This is a genomic window from Flavobacterium sp. FG19, assembly GCF_057809475.1.
The window spans coordinates 81,955-104,101 of record NZ_JBMDKA010000019.1; the positions used below are offsets into that span (position 1 = coordinate 81,955).

Consider the following 22,147-nt stretch of genomic DNA (forward strand, 5'->3'; position numbering starts at 1 on the left):
ATTAATATTACACTTTCTAAAGTCTTGTTTTCTTGAAAATAAATAAACTTAATAGTATTATAATCCTCGGACTGGTGGCTATCATCAGTATCCTGGTGGCACAGCTGCTCTGGACAAAAGAAGCTTTTACCATTGAACAGAAAAAGCTGAGCCAGAAAGCTCATATCGCTCTTTTGGAAGTAGCCAAAAAATTATATGAAGGCACTAATCATGAACTTCCGGCACAAAATCCGGTTCAGAAAATTGCCAATGACTATTATATAGTTAATGTTGACAATGAATTTGAACCCGATATCCTGGAATTTTACCTTCGGAACGAATTCAAAAAAATGAATATTACGACTGATTTCGAATATGCCATGTACAACTGCCAGAGCGACGAAATGATCTATGGCGATTACATTTCATTGTATAAGAAAAAAGCAGAATGTAAAAAAACGGTCTATTTCCCAAAGCATAAAAATCTGGTATATTATTTTGCCGTTCGTTTTCCCAATGAAACCACTTATTTGTTCAGTTCCATGCGTTTCTGGTTTATCCTTTCCATTGCTTTAATTCTGATTTTATTAATTTATGTGTATTCGATTTTTACACTTTTACAGCATAAAAAATATTCAGAATTACAGCGTGACTTTATCAATAATATGACGCATGAGTTTAAAACGCCTTTATCGTCTATCCTTATTGCTTCTAAATATTTAAGTGAACAGCATCCCATTAAAGACGATAAGAAACTGCATACTTATACTGAAATCATCATCAATCAGAGTAACAAACTCAATCATCATATCGAAAAGATTTTAAATGTTGCCAAATCCGATTATGTTCCTCTGGAATTAAAAAAAGAACCTGTACTGATTGTTCCGGTAATTGAAGAAGCAATCGAAAATATACAGCTTAAATATCCCGAAGCTGTAATAAAAATTGATACTGGATCTAAAGAATACTGCTTAGAAACCGATGTTTTCCATTTTGGCAATCTGGTATATAACCTTTTGGACAATGCGGTTAAGTATTGCAATAAAACCCCGGAAATCACTATTAGAATCACCGAAGGAAAATCGGTTTTAAAATTACAGTTCATTGATAACGGAATTGGAATTGCGGGTAAAAAATTATCTTTTATATTTGATAAATTTTACCGTATCCAAAACGAAAAAAGCAATGAAGTTACCGGTTTTGGACTGGGATTATATTATGTAAAAGAAATCTGCAGTCTGCAGAACTGGAAAATAAAAGCTGAAAATAATACCGAAAACGGAGTTACCATAACTTTGTCAATTCCCCATAAAAAATGAAAAATTTCAAAATACTGTATACCGAAGACGACGAAACCCTCGCTTTTTTAACGAAAGACAATCTGGAGCAGAGCCATTATGAAGTGGTACACTGCACTGACGGAAAATCGGGTTTGGAAGCTTTTAAAAATGACAATTTTGACATTTGTATTTTTGATATCATGATGCCCAAAATGGACGGTTTTGAACTTGCCGAAGAAGTGCGTAAAACGGACACGGATATTCCTATTATTTTTCTTTCGGCCAAAACTTTAAAAGAAGACCGTATAAAAGGACTTCGTCTGGGTGCCGATGATTATCTGGTAAAACCTTTCAGTATCGAGGAATTGATTTTAAAGATTGAAATTTTCCTCAAACGTTCACAGAAAAACAACAAAACAGAGAAATCAGTTTACGAGATCGGGAAATACCAGTTTGATACCAAAAATTTCATTCTTTTTAATGAAGAAGAAAAAGTGGGGCTTACCCAGCGTGAGGCTGAACTGCTAAAATTGTTTATAGACAACAAAAACTTAGTTCTTAAAAGAGAGCAGATTTTAACAGCTCTTTGGGGAACCGATGATTACTTTATGGGAAGAAGCCTTGATGTTTTTATCTCGCGTTTACGTAAAATTTTATCGAATGAAAAAGGAATTTCAATAGAAAACCTTCACGGTATCGGATTTCGTTTTTCTGTAGTGTAATACTGTTTTTAAATAATAACAATTCTGTTAAAAATAAAAAAAAATCTGTAAGACAATTTTGAAAAATCTTTGTATTTTTAAGTTCTAATTCCCCCAGATATGAAAATACATCACTTGCGAAATGCCACATTGGTAATTGAAACAGAAGAGCATGTTATTCTTGTCGATCCCATGTTAGGAAAACGAAAAACAATTGCTCCTTTTACTATTTTTCGATATAAACCTAAACGAAATCCACTTGTGGCCCTTCCTAAAAACAGCAGGGAAATTTTGAGCCGGGTGACTCACTGCTTAATTACACATTTGCATCCGGATCATATCGACAAAGGCGGGGAAGTTTTTTTACGACGAAACAGTATTCCGGTAATCTGTAGTGTAAAAGATGAAAAATCACTTTCACTTAGAGGTCTAAACATCGTACAAACTCTAGAGTACTGGGAGCCTCAGCCCTTTTTAAACGGAAGAATTATTGGCATTCCGGCTGTTCACGGATATGGTTTTATAGCCCGGCTGATGGGAAATGTGATGGGTTTTTATATAGAACTTACTAATGAAAAATCTGTTTATATCAGTTCAGACACGATTTTTACTGATGACGTTCAAAAAGCTTTAATAGAGTTAAAACCGGATATCGCAACCGTGGCCTGCGGAACTGCAAGATTAGATATTGGCCAGCCTTTATTAATGCGAATGAATGATATTTTGAAATTTACAGCACTTGCCCCGGGAAAAGTATTTGCCAATCATCTTGAAGCTTTAAATCATTGCCCTACAACTCGTGAACAGCTCAAAAGAGCCTTAACAGAAAACAATCTTTTATCAAAAGTGGCCATTCCGAGTGACGGTACCAGTGTGGAGTATTAAATTATAAAACCAGCAGCCCAAATTCCCTTAAAGTATTGACCGGTTTTGAATACCAAAACAGTTCAAAATCATCTAATGATGTTTCAAAATCATTTTTAACTTCCTGAAAAGTATAATTTTTAGTACCTGAAACCGCAATTTTAGACAGCATCTGAACCAGCCATTCGCCTTCTTCTTTACTGGTCTGAACTACAAAACTTTCTTTTTTATCATGAAAAGTTAAGGCGGTCATTTCCCAGCTTCGGCCTTTCTTTGATTTGGTGAACCTGTCAACCGAAGGTTTACCGCCAAGCCAGACTACTTTAGCATTGGGTTTGGTATTAAAATCATTTTGTTCTTCGAGTGCATTAAAGATAAAATCGGGATGAATTTTGGTTTTCGGAATTTTGAAATCAAACCAATCCTGCAGTTCATAATCAAAACAAATCCCGTGCATGAAATTAAACAGTGATTTCTTTAGTCCAAAACTAAATTTGTCGTGATTAATTCCAGTTGAATCGATATATTCAACATCATTGTTAGCAAAAGTTCCTATGGTTTCTGTTTTCTTGGTTACACCAAATTGCTCCGGATATAAGCCAACCGGACTATGGGCTGTCAGCGCAAACTGATGCCAGAATCCCGACTGTAAAACCCCGGCTTCAAATAACTGACGAACCATTTCCAGACTATCCACCGTTTCCTGAATGGTTTGTGTAGGATAACCATACATCAAATAGGCATGCACCATAATTCCGGCTTCGGTAAAATTACGCGTTACTTTGGCTACCTGCTCTACTGTCACCCCTTTATCAATCAGTTTCAGTAATCGGTCAGAAGCTACTTCTAAACCACCCGAAACCGCAATACAGCCGGAAGCTTTCAGCAGTAAACACAAATCTTTAGAAAAGCTTTTTTCAAACCGGATATTCGTCCACCAGGTTACTGCCAGTTTACGTTTCAAAATTTCAAGAGCCAGAGCCCTCATTAAAGCAGGCGGAGCAGCCTCGTCTACAAAATGAAATCCGTTTTGACCTGTCTGTTCGATGAGTTCCTCCATACGATCGCATAACAGACTAGCTGCAACAGGTTCGTATACTTTTATATAATCCAGAGAAATATCACAAAACGTACATTTTCCCCAATAACAGCCATGTGCCATGGTTAGTTTATTCCAGCGGCCGTCACTCCACATTCGGTGCATGGGGTTTACGATTTCGATAACCGAAATGTATTTATCCAAAGGCAGATCTGAATAATCCGGCGTTCCCACCTGTGCTTGTTTATAATCGTGTTTCAGCGAATTGTTTTTATAAACTACTTCTCCGTTTTCCAGTAAAAAAGTCCTTTTAAAAGCATTATAATCCGGGTTTTCCAGATTGGATATCAATTCCTCAATCGGAACTTCCCCGTCGTCTAAAGTGATAAAATCGAAAAACTCAAAAACCCTTTTATCCGAAAGGGAACGCAGTTCTGTATTAGGAAAACCACCGCCCATTGAAATTTTAATATCGGGATGGTTTTGTTTTACCCATTGTGCGGATCGGAAAGCACTGTATAAATTTCCCGGAAAAGGAACCGAAATTAAAAATAAAGTTGGTTTGACTTCTTCGATTTTCTCTTTCAAAATCGAGATTAAAATCAAATCAATATAAGTCGGCTTCTGCTGAAGCGCCTCATACAATTCATCAAACGAATTGGCACTTCGTCCTAATCGTTCAGCATAGCGGCTGAAACCAAAATTTTCGTCGATACATTCTACAATAAAATCTGAAATATCTTCCAGATACAAAGTAGCCAGATGTTTGGCTTTGTCCTGAGTCCCCATGGTTCCAAAAGCCCAGTCCAGTTCTTCCAGCTGTGCAAAACGGGAAGCTTCGGGCAGAAAATCTTCCTGACAGATCTGTAAAGCCAGAGTGGGATTTTTTCCCTGCAGAAACTGAATAACAGGATCGATTGTTTTAGTATATTCGTCCTGCAATGCAAAAATACGTTTGGAATTATCTGAGATTTCTGAATTAAAAACCTCAAACTTTGAACCTGCAGCTTCAAACAAATCAATAAGTCCTTTTTTCGAAAACAATTCCAGAATCACATCAATTCCCAGGTCTGCCTGTACCGATTCTATATTTTTGGTATTCAGAAAACCTTTTATATACGCGCTTGCCGGATACGGGGTATTCAGCTGCGTAAACGGAGGTGTAATGACAAAAAGTTTTGTTTTCAAGACGTATTATTTTTTTGCAAAAATACGGGATATTTGGCGACTTTTCAGGAAAAGATTTTGGGAGAAGATATTAATTCATATAAGACTCTGAGTAAACAAAAAAGTCTATAAAAATGCAGGGGATCTTTACAGACTTTTTTACTATTTTAAAACTTATTCTTTAAGCTGCCATGACATACTCAATAAGCAATACCATTAAAACAAGCAGTACTTTTACCATCTTCAATAATTTATTATAGTGTTCCTTTCTTTTTCAGGTTCTTATATTTGAAATAAGAATAAACAATGGGAGCAATTGCTATAGTAAGAACAATTACCAAAATTGCTTTAGAGAAAACAGCACTTTCAAAAATCAGGCTCCCCAAAATAATAAGCAGTCCGGCGGCAAACCAAAGTTTCCCGGCAAAAACATGTGTTGTTTTCCATACTTCGGGATACTCTAAAGTCCAGGGCGTTTTAATTCCGATAAAATAATTGGGTTGTATTACTTTGAAATAATTACCTAAAACCACAAACAAACCACCAAGCAGAGCAAAGACAAAACCCGGATTTGAAGAAGACTGGCTTTTAGTACTGTACACAATAAACATGGCTAAAAAAGACATAAACAAAACCATAATAAATTTAAGCTGGTAGAGCTTTCCTCCCATTAATGCCATTCTTTTTTTAGGGTCGATTTTTGATACCAGAGACAAAATCGCATAAGTTAAAACGGGAAGCATAAACAGCATAAGAATCAATGTAAATTTACTTCCCCACCTGTCTATTTCTCCGCTGCCATTCCAGTGAACAGGAACCCTTTCCGGCAGACTGCTCCAGATTAGGGCCAGATAAACAAAAGGAGTTACAACAATTCCGATCAGCGGAAGCTCTTTTTTTAATTCTAAATTCATTTTATTATTTTTTAAAGGTTAGTATCCATTGCAAAACATCTTCCATAATGGTCGTATTTATGGAATAAATGATAAACTGTCCGTTTTTTTCAGACGTAATGAGATCAGCTCGTTTTAAAATATCCAAATGATGCGAAATACTAGGCTTTGAAATAGTAAAAGCATCAGCAATTTCACCTGCCGACCTGTCTTTCTCTTTTAAAAGATCCAGAATTTCTCTTCTGGTAGGATCATTTAAAGCTTTAAAAATATCATTCATAAATCATTTACATATTTAGACAAATATCTAAATACTTTTTTAAGCGGCAAAAAAAAAAGCAGTATTATTTTTAATACTGCTTCCTCAATTTATTTAAAACAAGATTTTAAAATTTATGTTCGTCTTTACTGATTACCAAAAATGAAATCAGAGAAATAAGCGCTGCACCTACTAAATAAAAGCCTACATAACTAACATCATATTTCTTCGCCAGCCAGATAGCAATCATAGGAGCAAAGGCTGCCCCCAGAATTCCTGCCATATTAAAGGTTAAAGACGCACCAGAATAACGAACATTAGTTGGAAACAATTCAGATAAAAAAGTTCCTAAAGGGCCGTAAGTAAAACCCATTAAAGCCATTCCGATACAGGCGAAAGTAGTTACTAAAACAATATTTCCGGTACTTAAAAAGAACGGAAAGAAAAACCCAAACACTGCAATGGCAGCCGTAGCCAGAATAAGCATTTTACGGCGTCCGATTTTATCTGCGACAACAGCCGAAACCGGAATAAAAAGAGCGAAAAACAATACTGAGAATAACTGAATCAATAATCCGTCTCTTTTAACAATTCCTAAATCAGAGGTTGCCCAGCTCAAGGTAAACACAGTCATTAGATAAAAAACCAGGAAAGTGGTAATCGCCGCAAACGTTCCAAAAATCAATTGGTTTTTATACGATTTCACTAATTCTAAAAAAGGAACTTTTACTTCTTCTTCGTGTTTTTTAGCATTTTCGAAAGAAGGTGTTTCTGTAATTTTCGTTCTGATATAAAACCCAACAATTACCAAAAGTGCACTCGCAATAAAGGGAATTCTCCAGCCGTAGTCCATAAAATCTTCGTTGCTCATGGAATCTGTCAATAACAGAAAAGTTCCACCTGAAAGCAGTAATCCTATTGGAGCGCCCAATTGCGGAAACATGCCGTACCAGGCCCGTTTATGCGGCGGGGCATTTTCGATTGCCAGCAATACGGCTCCTCCCCATTCGCCTCCTAAACCAACACCCTGTCCAAAACGGCAGAGCATTAATAACAACGGCGCAGCAACACCTATACTGGCATAACCCGGAAGGAATCCAATTGTAACCGTAGAAATCCCCATGGTAAGCAGTGCCGCTACCAATGTAAATTTACGTCCGATTTTATCTCCGTAATGTCCAAAAAAAGCAGAACCTAACGGGCGCGATAAAAAAGCTATCGAAAAAGTGGCCAGAGATTCCAGTGTCGCCATAGTTGGATCTGAACCTGGAAAAAATAATTGTGGAAAAACCAATACGGCTGCATTGGCATAAATATAAAAATCAAAAAATTCGATTGTAGTTCCAATTAAAGAACCAAAAAGAACATGTTGTAAGGAGTTCTTCTTTTTTAGGTTAGCTTCCATGTAAAATAGATATATCTTTTTTTTGCTTACAAAAATAGAGTTTCATTATTAATAATTCATATTCACAGCCATTAGTTTTAAAACACAGTTATTATTTTAACAAATTACCTGCATTTTACATTTTAAAAAACATGCTTTCATTAAAAACTAAAAACCTGATACATTGTCGTTTAAAATAAAAATCAAAAATCAAATCTTAAGCAATCGTTAAAACCGTTTTTAACTGTATATTTTCATTAAATTTACAGCTTACAAAAATAAATTTACAATTATGCCTACCGACTGTATCAGCTATCAAACTTCAGGATATTTTTCTAAATTGATACAAAACTATTTAGACCAGAAACCAGAATTAAAACCGCTGTACAACCATTTTCCCTCTATAGAAAATTTCGAAAAACAAATTGCCGAAAAAGCATCTAACTTTGATAACCGCAATCGCATTCCTTTGGTTGCGACTTTAAAGAAGCAATACGAAAATATTGAACTTTCAGATGCATCCGGACAAAATATTGAGCTTCTGGCGCTTGAAAATACGTTTACGATTACAACGGGACACCAGCTTAATTTATTCAGCGGCCCTTTGTATTTCTTATATAAAATCATTTCAACAATAAACCTCACCAAAGAATTAAAATCGAAATATCCATCTTATAATTTTGTTCCGATTTACTGGATGGCAACAGAGGACCACGATTTTGAAGAAATCAATTATTTTAATTTTAAAGGAAAAAAATTCCGATGGAATAAAGAAAGTACAGGTCCCGTTGGACGTCTTTCTACAGAAGGACTAACGGAGTTCTTCGAAATTTACGCTCAGGAATTAGGTTCAAGCACCAACGCCAATACCTTAAAAAAACTTTTTGAAGACGCTTATTTAAAACATGACAAACTTGCCGATGCTACCCGTTTTCTGGCCAACAGCTTATTTGCAGCTTATGGCTTAGTAATTATCGACGCTGACGATGCCGATTTAAAAAAAGCATTTATTCCGTTTGTTAAAGAAGAACTGGAAAACCAGACTTCTTATAAAGCCGTTCAGAAAACTCTTGAAAACTTTGGTGATTATACGGTTCAGGTAAACCCGCGTGAAATCAACTTGTTTTACATCGAAGACCATTTACGCGAAAGAATCATTTTTGAGAACAATGCCTTCCTGGTTAACAATACAAAACAATCTTTTTCAAAAGAAGAGCTGTTTACACTTTTAGAAAACCATCCTGAAAAGTTTAGTCCCAACGTTATTATGCGTCCGCTGTATCAGGAAATCATACTGCCTAACCTGTGTTATATCGGCGGCGGCGGAGAGATTGCTTACTGGCTGGAGCTAAAAGCTTCTTTTGAAGCTGTAAACATCACTTTTCCGATGCTTCTGGTTCGTAATTCTGTTTTGCTGGCCACAGAAAAACAAGCTAAAAAAGCAGACCAGCTTCATTTGAGCTGGAAAGATTTATTTACAAAACAAGAAAATCTGATCAATGCTGTTACCCATAAAATTTCAGCATTCCCAATTGATTTAACCCCTCAGAAAGAAATATTGAAGGCCCAGTTTCAATATCTTTACGAACTGGCAGATCAAACTGACAAATCTTTTTCGGGAGCTGTGAAAGCTCAGGAAGTAAAACAAACCAAAGGTTTGGAAAATTTAGAAAAACGGTTACTGAAAGCACAAAAAAGAAAACTGCACGATCAGTTACAGCGAGTTACGGATCTACAGTGCGAACTGTTCCCAAATAACAGTTTACAGGAACGCCAAAGCAATTTTTCTGAATTTTATCTGGAAAAAGGAGAACAGCTCATTCCGCTTTTAGTACAAAAATTAAAACCGCTGGAAATGAATTTTAACATTATAACCATTTAAAAAAATAGCCGCGAATTCACGAATTTTCATTTAATTAATTCATGAATTCGCAGCAAAAAAATAAGTAATAGTTCCGGGAAACCAAATAACCACCTATCTTCTCAAAAGTATTACTCTTAAAACCAAATAGCGATTTTTAAAAAATATTAACTAACCCATTTACCCAAAACCAATGGTAAAAGAACGCTTAATTTCGCTAGATGTCTTTCGTGGACTCACTATTTTATTAATGACCATCGTAAACAACCCGGGCGACTGGGGACATGTTTACCCGCCGTTATTACATGCCGACTGGCACGGCTGCACACCAACCGATCTGGTATTTCCTTTTTTTGTTTTTATAATGGGAGTCGCCGTTCCGCTTGCCATGCCTGACAAATTCTATGACGGCACCACTTTCAACAAAATCCTCGTACGTTCTCTTCGAATGTTATGTCTCGGGATTTTCTTTAACTTTTTTGGAAAAATTCAGCTTTTCGGACTTGAAGGAATTCCGCTTTTAATTGGCCGTCTTGCCATTACAATTGCTGTTGGTTATGCCTTAATGGGGAATTTCAGTTCCAAAATTAAAAACATTCTGGCATTTTCGATTCTGTTTCTATACTTGTTTCTCGCTTACAGCGGTATAGAAGCCTATAGCGACGTAAGACTGCCCGGAGTTCTGCAGCGGATTGCTGTGGTCTATTTTGTAGTTTCGCTACTCTATTTAAAAACATCTCAAAAGACACAAATTATAACGGGAATCGTTTTACTTTTAGGCTATTGGGCCGCAATGACTTTAATTCCGGTTCCGGGAATAGGCGAAGCCAATTTAGACAAAGGAACCAATCTGGCCTCCTGGCTGGACAGTGTACTTTTAAAAGGACACATGTACCGCGGAACCGTCACCTGGGATCCTGAAGGAATTTTAAGTACCATTCCGTCTATTGTAAACGGAATTATTGGATTATTAATTGGCCAGGTTTTACAACGTGATACCACTAAAATCCTAAAAGCCCAGAAAATGGGAATTGCCGGAACAGTGCTGCTGTTTTTAGGGCTAATGTGGGATTTGATTTTTCCTATCAATAAATCACTCTGGACCAGCAGTTATGTTTTGTACACAACAGGATTAGCCACCGTTTTCCTGACGATTTTATACTATATCATCGATATTGCCAATTACAAAAAAGGGTTCAAACCTTTTTTAATATGGGGAGTAAATCCTATGATTGTTTTCTTTACTTCACAGATTATCCCTCAGGCGCTGGTCATGATCGAGTTTCAAAATCCGCATAATACTTCTGAAAAAATCAATCTTTTAAACTATCTGTACGGTTTCTGGATTGCGCCGTTTTTCAGCAATCCCATGACCGCTTCACTAGCCGGAGCTTTAGTTTATGTAGGGATATGGACTTTTATTTTATGGATATTCTACCGAAACAAATTAATCTTCAAAGTTTAATTTTTTTACCATATAAGCAGTATAAACTGATTTTAGCAATACGTTATAGTCTGCAGCAAATAGGCCTCGCAGCTATTTAGATGAAACTTATATCACTTATAGGATAAAAAAAAATACTTTTCTTATCCAAAACCTCATTCTAAGCTATTTAAATTGTGAATTTATTAAAATCAATTCACAAAAAAAGTCTACTTTTGCACAAAATTTAATAAAATAAAAAATGGCAACAAATAGAACTTTTACAATGATTAAACCAGATGCTGTTGCAAACGGACACATCGGGAATATCTTAGCAATGATCACTAATGGTGGTTTTAAAATCGTTTCATTAAAATTAACTCAGTTAACTGTAGCTGATGCAAAAGCATTTTACGCAGTTCACGCAGAAAGACCTTTCTACGGAGAATTAGTTGAATTTATGTCACGCGGACCAATTGTTGCTGCAATTTTAGAAAAAGACAACGCAGTAGAAGATTTCAGAACTTTAATTGGAGCTACAAACCCGGCTGAAGCTGCTGAAGGAACTATTCGTAAAGCATACGCAACTTCTATTGGAGAGAATGCCGTTCACGGATCTGACAGCGACGAAAACGCTGCTATCGAAAGTGCATTCCACTTCGCAGGAAGAGAGCAGTTCTAATTTCAGATTAGATCATACAAAAAAACCGTTTCAAATTTGAAACGGTTTTTTTTATAGTAAAAAATATCGATTAAAGCTTATCTGACTTTTTAACGATTTTTTCAATTTTTTCATCAAGATCTTTTAATAGCTCTTCTAAGGCACTTTCGCACATAGGCAGTACTTTTTCAAGACTTAAAACAGGAACTCCTCCTACGATTGTTCCCGTTTTCTTAGAGGTTGCCCCCTCAGAAAAAGCAAATACTTTTTTCCCCGTTTTATCATACAAAGCGATTCTTGCATAAGCTTTCATTTTTACCGTTCCTGTTCCGCCAACAGCAAATCCTTTTACTACAGCAAAATGAATTTCGGTAAATAAAACACCATCAGCAGCCTCTTTAAACATTTGAGCAGATGCCTCTTCATTGGCAGAACCGTTCATTCCTTCATAAATATATTTATATCCCGGATAGTTAATAATCGTTCCGCTTTCTCCGTCTTCTCTCGCAAATTTAGGTGTAAAAGCAATATATTCCGGTTTTTGAGTCACTTCAGTTTCAGGAAGCAGATCAAACGGGAATTTTTTAGCATAATCATTAAAAAAAGCAGTATGGTATTTCTCTAAAATAGGAGCAAGATTAAAGTTTGGATTATTTCCCAAATCAGCTATCGCAGCCAGCCCGTTCAATCCCAGTTCCGAAAGATTTATTGTTTTATCAGTATAAAACGAAACAACGGCCACTTTTTTCTTTTGTGAATAACTAGTTAAGGCAGATAATACAGTTAAAATAAGTAAGATTCTTTTCATTCTTTTTTAAATTGTTTTTGGTTATTAATTAGATTTATTTTGTAAAAAATTAAGTGCCCAAATGTATCGTAAAAAAAAAACACTTCCCAACAGAAGTGTTAAATTTATTTTAAAATCAGAATTAATCTTATTAAAAAAGCCGCTGCTTATCTCAGAACCACATCCTTTACCACTTCCCTTCCCAGCTCTTCATTAATCATCTTAACGATTTTAGATTTTCCAAGCGTCAGTTCTTCCCTCAGTACAGATGACCCCAGTTCTACATAAAGCGTACTTCCTTTCAAAACTACATTTCTGGTATAGGTATTAACACCATTTCCCATTAATTGTCTCCAGGCTTCCCTTACATCAATCTCATCCATACCCGGCTGCAGTTTATTTACCTGAATAATCTGCTGCAGAACCGCCCCAATCGTAGTTTCGTTATTTAGTCTTTTTGCCATCGTTTAAAATATTTATTGGTCCTGCTTTTTTATAATGATATTCTTTATTCTGGTCATTTTTCACTACAAAAGTATCATCTGTAACCGAAATCAGCTCTTCACTCCATTTAGCATAATCTGTCTTATAATCCAGAAATGTTCCTTTATCTGTAAATCTTACCGAAAAATCCTCATACGTATCCGTAGTCAAAAAAGTACCATCCAGCTGGGCCATCACTTTAGTACGGGTTCCTTTGGTTCCCTTTATCGTAAAAAAATCAAAGTTCTCGTTCATTCCGTATGCTTTTTCTTCCCCCTTATCAAAAACCACTTTTTCAATTTCCCAATAACCGTTCAGTTTTGCAATATCTGTCGGTTTTATTTCCTGTTTACAGCTTACCATCAAAAGTGATAAAACCAAAATCATAAAAGTGTTTTTCATAATTGTATGTTATAATAAGGAGCTGTTCCTGCTGTACGTTGTATCTTTTTCTGTCTAAAAAAGCCAGAAAAAGGATGCCGCTTCCATCAGGGCTAAGACTCCCGTTTTCAAAAGAAAATTTAGTGATTGGCAAAGATAATCCATAAGAAATAAAAATTTACAAATGCTATTAAACTATTTTACATATTTTTGGTCAAAGCCCCAAACAACCAAAAAACAAAAACCATGACTAAGACTATTTGTACCCTCTTAACGGCTTTACTACTCGTAAGCTGCAGTAAAGATACTTCAGAACCGGACCCGGTTCCTGCTCCATCAGAAAGCCTGTATTTTCCTCCTTTAACGGGAACCACCTGGGAAACCAAATCCATAGCCGATTTAAAATGGAACCAAAGTGCCGTACAGCCGCTTCTGGATTATTTAGAGCTTAAACATTCTAAATCTTTTATTATTCTGGTAAACGGAAGAATTGTATTAGAAAATTACTTCAACAACCATACAGCCACAACAAGCTGGTATTGGGCCAGCGCCGGAAAAACACTAACTTCAACTGTAACCGGAATTGCACAACAGGAAGGCCTGCTTAATATAAACAACAAAGTTTCTCAGTATTTAGGAACCGGATGGACCAGTGAAACCCCGGCACAGGAAAATTTAATTACCTGTAAACATTTACTAACCATGACATCGGGTCTGGACGACTCCACCGATGACGTAGACCCGGCGGACTTAAAATACAAAGCCGATGCCGGAACCCGATGGGCTTATCATAACGTATATGTAAAATTACAGGATGTAGTTGCCAAAGCGAGCGGACAAACCTGGGAAAGCTACTTTAACACTAAACTGAGAGACAAAATAGGAATGAACGGCACCTGGGTCCAGCTCGGCGTAAACAGTGTTTATACAAGTAACTCCCGCAGTATGGCACGTTTTGGTTTATTAATGCTCAACAAGGGAAAATGGGAAAACAATGTGATTCTGAACGAAGATTTTTTTAATCAGGCAACAGCCACTTCGCAGAACATCAATTTAGGATACGGCTATTTATGGTGGTTAAACGGAAAAAGTTCGTATCATTTACCACAATCCCAGCTTACATTTCAGGGAAGTGTAATTCCAACCGGACCCACTGATATGTTTATGGCCTTAGGGAAAAATGACCAAAAAATCTATGTAGTTCCCAGTAAAAACATGGTAATCATAAGAATGGGAGATGCAGCAGATAATGAAAATCTGGCTTTATCTGATTTTGATAAGGTTTTATGGCAAAAAATCAGTGCTTTGTATCAATAAATTCTACAACAGCTGCCAGCCTTTTTCTTTAAGAAAATGTTTGCAGTCTGTACAAAAATCTTTTTCTTCATCCAGCGGGTTTCCTCCTTCGGCATCGCGCATTAAACACGTTTTAATTCTGCAATGAGGCAAACCTGCTGTATGTCCCAGTTCATGCAGCACCAGTTTATAAAACTGTTCTTTTTTGTTTTTAGAAGACAATCTAAAATCAGAAACTACACAGGCTTTTCCGGGACGATAGCCCAATCCCATTACGCCCCAGTCTTTGACATCATTTTTAGTCGTACTGATATCAGAATGTGACAACCCCACAATTACAGAATCACGGCCAATCTGATTACTAAGTACTTTAATAATACTATCGGCACGATACCGGTTTCTGGGTTTGTAATAAGAATTCTCGGGAAAAGGGATATTTTTTCTCAAAACAACATTTGAGTTAACAGGCTTAATTTCCGAAAGCACTCTTTTTGCCTGTTCAGGCTTAAAATTACCCAAAGGCTGGATAATTATAACTTTTTGCCTAGCGGCCTGACCTGTTTTATTTTCATTTTTCCCGTTTGTACATGACAATACAGCCAGAAGTATAATAAAACACAGACACCTCATCCAGAAACAAAAAGATTAGCGCTTTGTACGCAGTTTTTTCAAAATTCCCATAAAGAAAAATCCCAATCCTAATACTAATAAAATATAGTAAAACGAAAGACTTTTGTCTCTGGTAACATTCGCTATAACAAAGCAGACTACGCTTACAAAATAAAAAGTAAGCGGCGTAATATTTTTAAAAGAAGAAAAACTCATTAGGGATTATTTAAAAAAACTATCAACGAATTCATACTTATTAAAGACTTGCAAATCTTCAATTCCTTCGCCAACACCAATATATTTAACCGGGATCTGAAACTGGTCTGAAATACCAATTACCACTCCTCCTTTTGCTGTTCCGTCAAGTTTGGTAACAGCCAGTGACGTTACTTCTGTTGCGGCGGTAAATTGTTTCGCCTGTTCAAAAGCATTCTGACCTGTAGAACCGTCTAAAACCAAAAGTACATCATGAGGGGCATCGGCAACGACTTTCTGCATAACACGCTTTACCTTAGAAAGCTCGTTCATTAAGTTTACTTTGTTATGCAAACGTCCCGCAGTATCAATAATAACCACATCGGCATTTTGAGCTACGGCAGACTGCAAAGTATCAAAAGCTACAGAAGCAGGATCACTTCCCATACTTTGTTTTACGATAGGCACATTTACACGGTCAGCCCATACTTGTAACTGATCGATAGCAGCAGCACGGAAAGTATCGGCAGCACCTAAAACTACTTTGTGACCTGCCTTTTTAAACTGATAAGCCAGTTTTCCGATAGTCGTGGTTTTTCCAACACCATTTACTCCTACCACCATTAAAACATACGGTTTTTTATCTTTTGGAATTTCAAATTCGGTCGCTTCTCCGGTATTGGTTTCAGATAATAATCCGCCAATTTCATCACGAAGAATCTGATTGAGTTCCTCTGTTCCTAAATATTTATCTTCCGCTACCCGCTTTTCGATTCTTTCAATGATTTTCAAAGTAGTATTTACCCCAACATCAGAACCCACCAAAACTTCTTCAAGATCATCCAAAACATCGTCATCGACTTTAGACTTTCCTGCAACGGCTTTGCTTAACTTAGAGAAAAAAGTAGTTTTTGTTTTTTCAAGACCTTTGTCTAAGGTTTCTTTCTTTTCGGTAGAGAATAATTTTTTAAAAAAACTCATTTTTTTATTTATTGTTAGTTGTAGACTGATTTTCTCAGGTTCAGAAAAACAATCCTTATGTTTATAGAATGTCTGGTTGTATTTAATTTAACCCCGGTAGGACCGACATCCTTTAGCTGGCTTTTTTAGACAGGTAAAGATAAAGAGTATGACGGGAAAAAATGTTTAAAAAAACACAAATTGTCTTGTTTCTACAAATTTTTAAACAAATATAAAATAAAAAAGCTACTTCCGAAAGAAAGCAGCTTTTCTATATAATGTGATTGTAATTATTTCTTTTTCAAGAATTCATCAACTAATTCAGGAGCCATAATAGATTCTACGAATATATACGCACCTGTTTTTGGAGATTTTACCATTTTAATGGCTTTTGATAATCTCTTAGAAGATGTTTGTAACGATGCTACGGTTTTCTTTGCCATGATTCAAATGTTATTTGAAGTTTTTATAAAACTCAAATGGCCGAACCATTGAGATTTACAAAAATCTCTAATTATTACTTAATTTCTTTATGAACAGTTACTCTTTTTAAGATTGGATTAAATTTTTTAATCTCTAATCTGTCCGGAGTATTTTTTTTGTTCTTAGTTGTAATATATCTAGAAGTACCCGGAACACCAGAAGTTTTGTGCTCAGTACATTCTAAAATTACCTGGATTCTATTACCTTTCTTTGCCATCTTGCTATATATTTATTTAGGAAAAGATTATTTGATAAATCCTTCTGACTGCGCTTTTTTCAAAACGGCAGTGATTCCATTTTTATTAATTGTTTTTATCGTAGATGCTGCTACTCTAAGAGTAATCCATCTATCTTCTTCTGGAAGATAAAAACGCTTTTTAACTAAGTTTACAGAAAACTTTCTCTTAGTTTTGTTCATAGCGTGAGAAACGTTATTTCCTACCATCGCTCTTTTACCTGTAAGGTCACAAACTCTTGACATTATACTTATCTTTTATCGTTATTCAAAATCAGGGTGCAAAGAAAAGAAAAATAAACCATTGTAGCAAAAAATTATTGCACAATTTTTAAAATTTCTTTCTGCAGTATTTCCAAACTCTTAACAGTCGCTCTATCTATCACTTTTTCACGAGGTTGACCAAAGTTAAATTCTTCCGTAATTACTCCGTTTGGCGTCGCCAAAGCTATAAAAACAGTACCAATTTCAGCATCCGAGTCTCCTTTTAAAGGCCCTGCGTTACCCGTAGTAGCAATTGCATAGTCGGTTTTCAGTATCCCTTTCACATTCAAAGCCATAGCTGCCGCTACCTCAGCACTTACCACCGAAAACTGATCTATCAAATCCTGCGGCACTCCCAAAACATTCACCTTGGCTTCTGTTGCATACGAAACCACGCTTCCTTTAAAATATCGCGAAGCTCCCTGCACTGATGCTAAAAGCGAAGCCACTTTTCCTCCTGTACAGCTTTCAGCTGTAGAAACGGTTTTATTTTGTTTCGCCAGCAGTTTTCCTATTACCGTTTCAATTGTTTCATTTTCTTCATATCCCACTATAATATCGTGAATTATAGCATCTAAAGACTCTACATTTTCCTCAATTGCTTTTTCGAGTTCTTCTTTATCCGTGCCGCGGGCCGTCATACGCAGACGAACACGTCCCGGATTAGGCAGGTAAGCCAGCTTGATAAATTCCGGAAGACTGTTCTCCCAGTGTTCGATACGTTCTGCCACCAGGCTTTCTCCCTGACCGTACGTTAAAATGGTTTTATGAATAATATAAGGACGTTTATACTCTTTTACAATTTTGGGCACAATCTCATTTTCCACCAGATATTTCATCTCATACGGAACCCCCGGAAGCGAAACAAAAACGGTGTTTTCTTTCTTCATCCACATTCCCGGTGCCGTCCCCATTTTATTAGGAAGCACGGTACATTTTGACGGCACCAGCGCCTGATCTTTATTCAATTGCGAAATAGGCCTTTTATAAAACCCTTCAATCAGTTCTGTAACATGTGCCAGAACATCAGGATCCACAATAAGCTCATCGTCAAAATACTCACAGAATGTTTTTTTGGTAACATCATCTTTGGTAGGCCCTAAACCACCAGTTATAATAACAATATCAACCTTGTTTTGTAATTGGTCAAAAGTGTTTAAAATATGCTGTTTGTCATCACTTATAGAAATCATTTCATAAGTTTCAACACCTATGCGATCCAGCTCTTTGGCTATAAAATTGGAATTTGTATCTACGATCTGACCAATTAAAATTTCATCTCCAATGGTCACTATGGTTGCTTTCATATCTATAGAACTATTTTACTTATAAAATTTTATAAGCATATTATAAAGTAAGACTGAGAAATGATTTGAGGCAGGAAATAAAAAAGAAACCTCCTTTTTTATTCAAAACAAAATATACAATTAAAACAATCTGTAACCAGATAAAGACCTAAAAAAGAATCCCGTTTTTTTGACTCTAAAAAAGCGGGACCATTTGTTTTTTTTATAAATCAAAGTCTTTTTTAATTTCTTTAATAGCGTCTTTTACCTGTACTTTTATACTTTTAAAAGTTTCAATAATATCTTTTTTCTTTCCTTCTGCTTTTGTCCAGGCTTCTACCTGCAGAATCTCTTCAAAGGCAACATTAAGCCCCATCAAATCTAATGTCGGTTTAATTTTATGTGCATAGGAATAAGCATATTTATGATCCTTTTTCTTGATCCCTTCTTTGATTTGTTTTAGATCTTCAGGAACTTCCGTAACAAATAATTTTAGAATTTCGTTTACAAATTCAGGGTCATTGTCTGAAAGCGCATACACTTTCGAAAGATTGTACTTTAAAGCCATTATTTTACTTGTATTCTGAATAATTTTTTATCTTCTAAAAAGCCTTCCAAAACATCATTTGGTTGAACCGGCCCGACACCCGCAGGTGTTCCTGTAAAAATAATATCCCCAATTTTTAAGGTAAAAAACTGCGATACATACGAAATCAGTTCATCGATTTTCCAAAGCATCAGACTTGTGTTTCCTTTTTGAACGGTTTCGGAATTTTTTCTGAGCTCAAACGTAAGATTTTCTAACGAAACAAAATTACTTTTTGGCAAAAAATCTCCAATAACAGCAGAGCCGTCAAAGGCTTTTGCTTTCTCCCAGGGCAGTCCTTTTGCTTTTAATTTATCCTGTAAGTCTCTGGCTGTAAAATCGATACCCACACTGATATCGTCATAGTATTTATGTGCAAACTTAGGCTCAATATATTTTCCAACCTTGTTAATTTTCACAATTATTTCTAATTCGTGATGAACCTGCTCAGAAAATTCCGGAATTACAAACGGATGCTGCTTTAATAAAACCGCTGAATCGGGTTTCATAAAAACCACAGGTTCCTCCGGACGTTCGTTTTTTAATTCCTCTATATGATTGGTATAATTTCTACCGATGCAGATAATCTTCATTTTTTTTTAATTTTCAGTCACTGTTTTCAGTCGCAGTACTGCAAAATACCCAATCGGCCTCAGTTAAAACCGAATACGGAAACTGCGATTTAAAACTTACTTTGTATTTAACTTTCTTAACTTAATTCCCGTAAGTACTTTTTTGGTGTATAAAGGAAAATCGGCATTCTGGATCCAGCTGAAATAACCTGGTTCTGTTTCTAAAATCTTTTCCACTTTTGCCCCTTTGTGTTTTCCGAAAGTAAAGATTTCCTCATCATCTTTATCAAAGGCAATCATTCCGGCAAAGTCGGCTATTTTTTTTCGGGTTGTAAATTCAGACAACGATTTCATATCGTTTTCCAGTTCCGGATAACGGTCCAGCTGCGCTTTTAGAATTTCATAAGTCGCCATTGTATCGGCTTCTGCTGAGTGTGCATTATCCAGGCTTTTACCGCAGTAGAACTTTAAAGCGGCACTTAAGGTACGTTCTTCCATTTTATGAAAAATCGTCTGCACATCTACCGAAACTTTATTTTTCATATCAAAATCAACCCCGGCACGCAAAAGTTCTTCTGCCAGCAGCGGAATATCAAAACGATCTGAATTAAAACCTCCCAAATCACTGTCCTTTATCATATTGTGAATATGCGGTGCCAGTTCTGCAAAAGTAGGTTCATTAGCTACTTTTTCATCTGTAATACCATGTACAGCGGTAGTCTGTGGAGGAATTGGAATTGTAGGGTTAACCAGCCAGGTTTTACTTTCTTTATTTCCGTTTGGAAAAACTTTGAATATCGAAATTTCTACTATTCGATCTTTACCGATATCAATTCCTGTAGTTTCAAGATCAAAAAAGCAGATTGGTTTGTTAAGTTTTAATTCCATTTTTAAATTTTATAAGAATTACAAATGTAATTTTAAAAGGCGAATTTTCCGCCCCAAATCGCTATTTTTTTGACCAAAATTGACTTTATTTCTTTACTGCATTTTCAAAAACAGACAAAAACAATCTTCTTTTTCGTCTTTTTTACCCATAAAAAAACCCGAAAAACTTTTGATTTTTTTTTCGGGTTTCAAATTTATTTACAACTGCAGTTAGAAATCTCTCTCTACATCAAAAGCTTCTAAATACTCTGCTACTCTTTTCACAAAACTTCCTCCTAAAGCCCCGTCTACTACTCTGTGATCATAAGAGTGCGACAAGAACATTTTTTGACGGATACCGATAAAATCTCCTTCCGGGGTTTCGATTACCGCAGGCACTTTACGAATCGCTCCCAGTGCCAGAATACCCACCTGAGGCTGATTGATAATAGGCGTTCCAAAAACACTTCCAAAAGTTCCTACATTGGTTACGGTATACGTTCCGCCTTGTGTATCGTCTGGTTTTAACTTTCCGGCTTTAGCACGGTTTCCTAAATCGTTAACCGCTTTTGCCATTCCAACCAGATTCAACTGATCTGCATTTTTAATTACAGGAACAATCAAATTTCCGTTTGGCAAAGCTGCCGCCATACCTAAATTGATATTTTTCTTTTTGATGATATAATCTCCGTCTACCGAAATGTTCATTCCCGGGAAATCTTTCAGTGCTTTTGCAACTGCTTCCATCATGATTGGAGTAAAAGTCAGTTTTTCGCCCTCTCTTTTTTCGAAAGCCGTTTTAACCTTATCTCTCCATTTTACAATATTGGTCACATCCACCTCAATAAAGGACTGCACGTGGGCAGAAGTCTGTACAGAAGCCGTCATATATCCCGAAATCAGCTTACGCATTCTGTCCATTTCCACAATTTCGTCAGCTCCGTTTACAGAAACCGGTACCGCCTGCTGGCTTTTTTGAACTGTCGGTTCTGGTGCCTGAACTGTTTTTGGCGCTTCAGCTGCTGCTTTTGGCGTTTCAACAACTGGTACTGTTTCCTGAACCTCTTCAACTGCCTGCGGAGCTTGTACTACTCCGGCTTTGCGATCTTCTATATATTTTAAAATATCATCTTTAGTGATACGTGCGTCTTTTCCTGACCCCTGAATAGTATCTAATTCAGCAGCCGAAACCCCTTCCTCTTTGGCTATATTTTTCACCAAAGGAGAAAGAAACTTATCAGAACCTGAAAAATCCTGCGGTGCGGCAGCTTCTTTTACGGTCTCTATAGTTTTTTCAATTTCTGCAGCTTCAGCAGGTACAACAGTTTCGAATGCAGGGGCCGACTGCGGCGCATCCCCTTCTTCTGTTTCTATAATAGCAATGGTCTGACCTACCTGAACTAAATCATCTTTGCCAAATAATTGTTCAACTAAAATTCCTGATACTTCACTTGGCACTTCGCTGTCAACTTTATCTGTTGCAATTTCAAGTACTGCTTCATCAGCTTCAATTTTGTCTCCCACTTCCTTCAACCAGTTTGTAATGGTTGCTTCAGCTACACTCTCTCCCATTTTCGGAAGCCTTAATTCAAATCTTGCCATATTATTACTCTAAAGGGTGATTTTGATTTT

The 22,147-nt window shown here is 36.4% G+C and carries 24 protein-coding genes; 7 read left to right on the forward strand and 17 right to left on the reverse strand.

The genetic code is table 11. The features are described from left to right. Nucleotides 1–32 precede the first annotated feature (32 nt). The 3 genes from ACODST_RS18260 to ACODST_RS18270 all read left to right on the forward strand — a co-directional run bounded on the left by ACODST_RS18260 (nt 33) and on the right by ACODST_RS18270 (nt 2,845). Nucleotides 33–1,298: a sensor histidine kinase gene (locus tag ACODST_RS18260; RefSeq protein WP_488933535.1), complete on the forward strand. Its 1,266-nt coding sequence runs from the start codon at nt 33–35 to the stop codon at nt 1,296–1,298. Continuing rightward, a complete protein-coding gene (locus ACODST_RS18265; RefSeq protein WP_488933536.1) occupies nt 1,295–1,981 on the forward strand; it encodes a response regulator transcription factor in 687 nt (228 codons plus the stop codon). Before ACODST_RS18260 ends, ACODST_RS18265 begins: the two co-directional genes overlap by 4 nt. 99 nt (nt 1,982–2,080) lie before the next feature. Next, nucleotides 2,081–2,845 (forward strand): MBL fold metallo-hydrolase, encoded by a 765-nt coding sequence (locus ACODST_RS18270; RefSeq protein ID WP_488933537.1) that lies wholly within the window; start codon nt 2,081–2,083, stop codon nt 2,843–2,845. Between the two features lies 1 nt (nt 2,846). Here the strand turns inward: ACODST_RS18270 and ACODST_RS18275 are convergent, their stop codons facing one another. The 4 genes from ACODST_RS18275 to ACODST_RS18290 form a co-directional block, all read right to left on the reverse strand. Beyond that, a complete protein-coding gene (locus ACODST_RS18275; RefSeq protein ID WP_488933538.1) occupies nt 2,847–5,051 on the reverse strand; it encodes a B12-binding domain-containing radical SAM protein in 2,205 nt (734 codons plus the stop codon). A 233-nt stretch (nt 5,052–5,284) separates the two neighbouring features. Further along, nucleotides 5,285–5,944, reverse strand: coding sequence for an SdpI family protein (locus ACODST_RS18280; RefSeq protein ID WP_488933539.1), 660 nt, complete (start codon nt 5,942–5,944; stop codon nt 5,285–5,287). Between the two features lie 4 nt (nt 5,945–5,948). Beyond that, entirely contained in the window at nt 5,949–6,203 is a 255-nt protein-coding gene (locus ACODST_RS18285; protein ID WP_488933540.1) for an autorepressor SdpR family transcription factor, read from the reverse strand. Between the two features lie 106 nt (nt 6,204–6,309). Further along, on the reverse strand, nt 6,310–7,587 hold the full coding sequence (locus ACODST_RS18290; RefSeq protein ID WP_488933541.1) for an MFS transporter: 1,278 nt from the start codon (nt 7,585–7,587) through the stop codon (nt 6,310–6,312). Between the two features lie 271 nt (nt 7,588–7,858). Between ACODST_RS18290 and bshC the strand changes: the two genes are divergently transcribed. The 3 genes from bshC (at nt 7,859) to ACODST_RS18305 (ending at nt 11,532) form a co-directional block, all read left to right on the forward strand. After that, complete coding sequence (gene bshC / locus ACODST_RS18295) at nt 7,859–9,448, forward strand: bacillithiol biosynthesis cysteine-adding enzyme BshC (protein WP_488933542.1); 1,590 nt, start codon at nt 7,859–7,861, stop codon at nt 9,446–9,448. A 172-nt stretch (nt 9,449–9,620) separates the two neighbouring features. Beyond that, entirely contained in the window at nt 9,621–10,892 is a 1,272-nt protein-coding gene (locus tag ACODST_RS18300; RefSeq protein WP_488933543.1) for an acyltransferase family protein, read from the forward strand. A gap of 220 nt (nt 10,893–11,112) precedes the next feature. Beyond that, a complete protein-coding gene (locus ACODST_RS18305) occupies nt 11,113–11,532 on the forward strand; it encodes a nucleoside-diphosphate kinase (RefSeq protein ID WP_012026941.1) in 420 nt (139 codons plus the stop codon). A 70-nt stretch (nt 11,533–11,602) separates the two neighbouring features. Here the strand turns inward: ACODST_RS18305 and ACODST_RS18310 are convergent, their stop codons facing one another. The 3 genes from ACODST_RS18310 to ACODST_RS18320 all read right to left on the reverse strand — a co-directional run bounded on the left by ACODST_RS18310 (nt 11,603) and on the right by ACODST_RS18320 (nt 13,183). Beyond that, a complete protein-coding gene (locus ACODST_RS18310; protein ID WP_488933544.1) occupies nt 11,603–12,319 on the reverse strand; it encodes a hypothetical protein in 717 nt (238 codons plus the stop codon). Nucleotides 12,320–12,465: 146 nt separating this feature from the next. Continuing rightward, nucleotides 12,466–12,762 (reverse strand): DciA family protein, encoded by a 297-nt coding sequence (locus ACODST_RS18315; RefSeq protein WP_488933545.1) that lies wholly within the window; start codon nt 12,760–12,762, stop codon nt 12,466–12,468. Continuing rightward, nucleotides 12,743–13,183, reverse strand: coding sequence for a hypothetical protein (locus tag ACODST_RS18320; protein ID WP_488933546.1), 441 nt, complete (start codon nt 13,181–13,183; stop codon nt 12,743–12,745). Before ACODST_RS18320 ends, ACODST_RS18315 begins: the two co-directional genes overlap by 20 nt. Nucleotides 13,184–13,408: 225 nt before the next feature. Here ACODST_RS18320 and ACODST_RS18325 point away from each other — a divergent pair, with 225 nt between their 5' ends. Beyond that, nucleotides 13,409–14,479, forward strand: coding sequence for a serine hydrolase domain-containing protein (locus ACODST_RS18325; protein WP_488933547.1), 1,071 nt, complete (start codon nt 13,409–13,411; stop codon nt 14,477–14,479). Between the two features lie 3 nt (nt 14,480–14,482). Here the strand turns inward: ACODST_RS18325 and ACODST_RS18330 are convergent, their stop codons facing one another. The 10 genes from ACODST_RS18330 to ACODST_RS18375 all read right to left on the reverse strand — a co-directional run bounded on the left by ACODST_RS18330 (nt 14,483) and on the right by ACODST_RS18375 (nt 22,117). After that, nucleotides 14,483–14,905: a Zn-dependent protease gene (locus ACODST_RS18330; protein ID WP_488933548.1), complete on the reverse strand. Its 423-nt coding sequence runs from the start codon at nt 14,903–14,905 to the stop codon at nt 14,483–14,485. A gap of 384 nt (nt 14,906–15,289) precedes the next feature. Continuing rightward, a complete protein-coding gene (ftsY, locus tag ACODST_RS18335; RefSeq protein ID WP_488933549.1) occupies nt 15,290–16,243 on the reverse strand; it encodes a signal recognition particle-docking protein FtsY in 954 nt (317 codons plus the stop codon). A gap of 269 nt (nt 16,244–16,512) precedes the next feature. Continuing rightward, a complete protein-coding gene (locus ACODST_RS18340; protein WP_012026946.1) occupies nt 16,513–16,665 on the reverse strand; it encodes a DUF4295 domain-containing protein in 153 nt (50 codons plus the stop codon). 74 nt (nt 16,666–16,739) lie between these two features. Next, on the reverse strand, nt 16,740–16,922 hold the full coding sequence (rpmG, locus tag ACODST_RS18345) for a 50S ribosomal protein L33 (protein ID WP_008253902.1): 183 nt from the start codon (nt 16,920–16,922) through the stop codon (nt 16,740–16,742). A 27-nt stretch (nt 16,923–16,949) separates the two neighbouring features. Beyond that, the gene (rpmB, locus tag ACODST_RS18350) at nt 16,950–17,186 is read right to left on the reverse strand and encodes a 50S ribosomal protein L28 (RefSeq protein ID WP_008468080.1); all 237 of its coding nucleotides are present in this window, start codon (nt 17,184–17,186) and stop codon (nt 16,950–16,952) included. Between the two features lie 71 nt (nt 17,187–17,257). Next, nucleotides 17,258–18,511 carry a competence/damage-inducible protein A gene (locus ACODST_RS18355; protein WP_488933550.1) on the reverse strand — a complete coding sequence of 418 codons (1,254 nt, stop codon included), beginning with the start codon at nt 18,509–18,511 and terminating at the stop codon, nt 17,258–17,260. A gap of 202 nt (nt 18,512–18,713) precedes the next feature. Next, a complete protein-coding gene (locus tag ACODST_RS18360; RefSeq protein ID WP_012026948.1) occupies nt 18,714–19,058 on the reverse strand; it encodes an Hpt domain-containing protein in 345 nt (114 codons plus the stop codon). Then, on the reverse strand, nt 19,058–19,669 hold the full coding sequence (locus ACODST_RS18365; protein ID WP_488933551.1) for a fumarylacetoacetate hydrolase family protein: 612 nt from the start codon (nt 19,667–19,669) through the stop codon (nt 19,058–19,060). Before ACODST_RS18365 ends, ACODST_RS18360 begins: the two co-directional genes overlap by 1 nt. Nucleotides 19,670–19,765: 96 nt before the next feature. Beyond that, on the reverse strand, nt 19,766–20,536 hold the full coding sequence (locus ACODST_RS18370; RefSeq protein ID WP_488933552.1) for an exonuclease domain-containing protein: 771 nt from the start codon (nt 20,534–20,536) through the stop codon (nt 19,766–19,768). A gap of 210 nt (nt 20,537–20,746) precedes the next feature. Further along, nucleotides 20,747–22,117: a dihydrolipoamide acetyltransferase family protein gene (locus ACODST_RS18375; protein WP_488933553.1), complete on the reverse strand. Its 1,371-nt coding sequence runs from the start codon at nt 22,115–22,117 to the stop codon at nt 20,747–20,749. Nucleotides 22,118–22,147: the final 30 nt, after the last annotated feature.

What these genes read in the sequence shown, in the direction of transcription:
- ACODST_RS18265 (WP_488933536.1), top strand. Translation starts at nt 1,295, where the DNA reads ATGAAAAATTTCAAAATACTGTATACCGAAGACGACGAAACCCTCGCT.
- ACODST_RS18270 (WP_488933537.1), top strand. Translation starts at nt 2,081, where the DNA reads ATGAAAATACATCACTTGCGAAATGCCACATTGGTAATTGAAACAGAA.
- ACODST_RS18280 (WP_488933539.1), bottom strand. Translation starts at nt 5,944, where the DNA reads ATGAATTTAGAATTAAAAAAAGAGCTTCCGCTGATCGGAATTGTTGTA.
- ACODST_RS18285 (WP_488933540.1), bottom strand. Translation starts at nt 6,203, where the DNA reads ATGAATGATATTTTTAAAGCTTTAAATGATCCTACCAGAAGAGAAATT.
- ACODST_RS18290 (WP_488933541.1), bottom strand. Translation starts at nt 7,587, where the DNA reads ATGGAAGCTAACCTAAAAAAGAAGAACTCCTTACAACATGTTCTTTTT.
- bshC (WP_488933542.1), top strand. Translation starts at nt 7,859, where the DNA reads ATGCCTACCGACTGTATCAGCTATCAAACTTCAGGATATTTTTCTAAA.
- ACODST_RS18300 (WP_488933543.1), top strand. Translation starts at nt 9,621, where the DNA reads ATGGTAAAAGAACGCTTAATTTCGCTAGATGTCTTTCGTGGACTCACT.
- ACODST_RS18305 (WP_012026941.1), top strand. Translation starts at nt 11,113, where the DNA reads ATGGCAACAAATAGAACTTTTACAATGATTAAACCAGATGCTGTTGCA.
- ACODST_RS18310 (WP_488933544.1), bottom strand. Translation starts at nt 12,319, where the DNA reads ATGAAAAGAATCTTACTTATTTTAACTGTATTATCTGCCTTAACTAGT.
- ACODST_RS18315 (WP_488933545.1), bottom strand. Translation starts at nt 12,762, where the DNA reads ATGGCAAAAAGACTAAATAACGAAACTACGATTGGGGCGGTTCTGCAG.
- ACODST_RS18320 (WP_488933546.1), bottom strand. Translation starts at nt 13,183, where the DNA reads ATGAAAAACACTTTTATGATTTTGGTTTTATCACTTTTGATGGTAAGC.
- ACODST_RS18325 (WP_488933547.1), top strand. Translation starts at nt 13,409, where the DNA reads ATGACTAAGACTATTTGTACCCTCTTAACGGCTTTACTACTCGTAAGC.
- ftsY (WP_488933549.1), bottom strand. Translation starts at nt 16,243, where the DNA reads ATGAGTTTTTTTAAAAAATTATTCTCTACCGAAAAGAAAGAAACCTTA.
- ACODST_RS18340 (WP_012026946.1), bottom strand. Translation starts at nt 16,665, where the DNA reads ATGGCAAAGAAAACCGTAGCATCGTTACAAACATCTTCTAAGAGATTA.
- rpmG (WP_008253902.1), bottom strand. Translation starts at nt 16,922, where the DNA reads ATGGCAAAGAAAGGTAATAGAATCCAGGTAATTTTAGAATGTACTGAG.
- rpmB (WP_008468080.1), bottom strand. Translation starts at nt 17,186, where the DNA reads ATGTCAAGAGTTTGTGACCTTACAGGTAAAAGAGCGATGGTAGGAAAT.
- ACODST_RS18355 (WP_488933550.1), bottom strand. Translation starts at nt 18,511, where the DNA reads ATGAAAGCAACCATAGTGACCATTGGAGATGAAATTTTAATTGGTCAG.
- ACODST_RS18360 (WP_012026948.1), bottom strand. Translation starts at nt 19,058, where the DNA reads ATGGCTTTAAAGTACAATCTTTCGAAAGTGTATGCGCTTTCAGACAAT.
- ACODST_RS18365 (WP_488933551.1), bottom strand. Translation starts at nt 19,669, where the DNA reads ATGAAGATTATCTGCATCGGTAGAAATTATACCAATCATATAGAGGAA.
- ACODST_RS18370 (WP_488933552.1), bottom strand. Translation starts at nt 20,536, where the DNA reads ATGGAATTAAAACTTAACAAACCAATCTGCTTTTTTGATCTTGAAACT.
- ACODST_RS18375 (WP_488933553.1), bottom strand. Translation starts at nt 22,117, where the DNA reads ATGGCAAGATTTGAATTAAGGCTTCCGAAAATGGGAGAGAGTGTAGCT.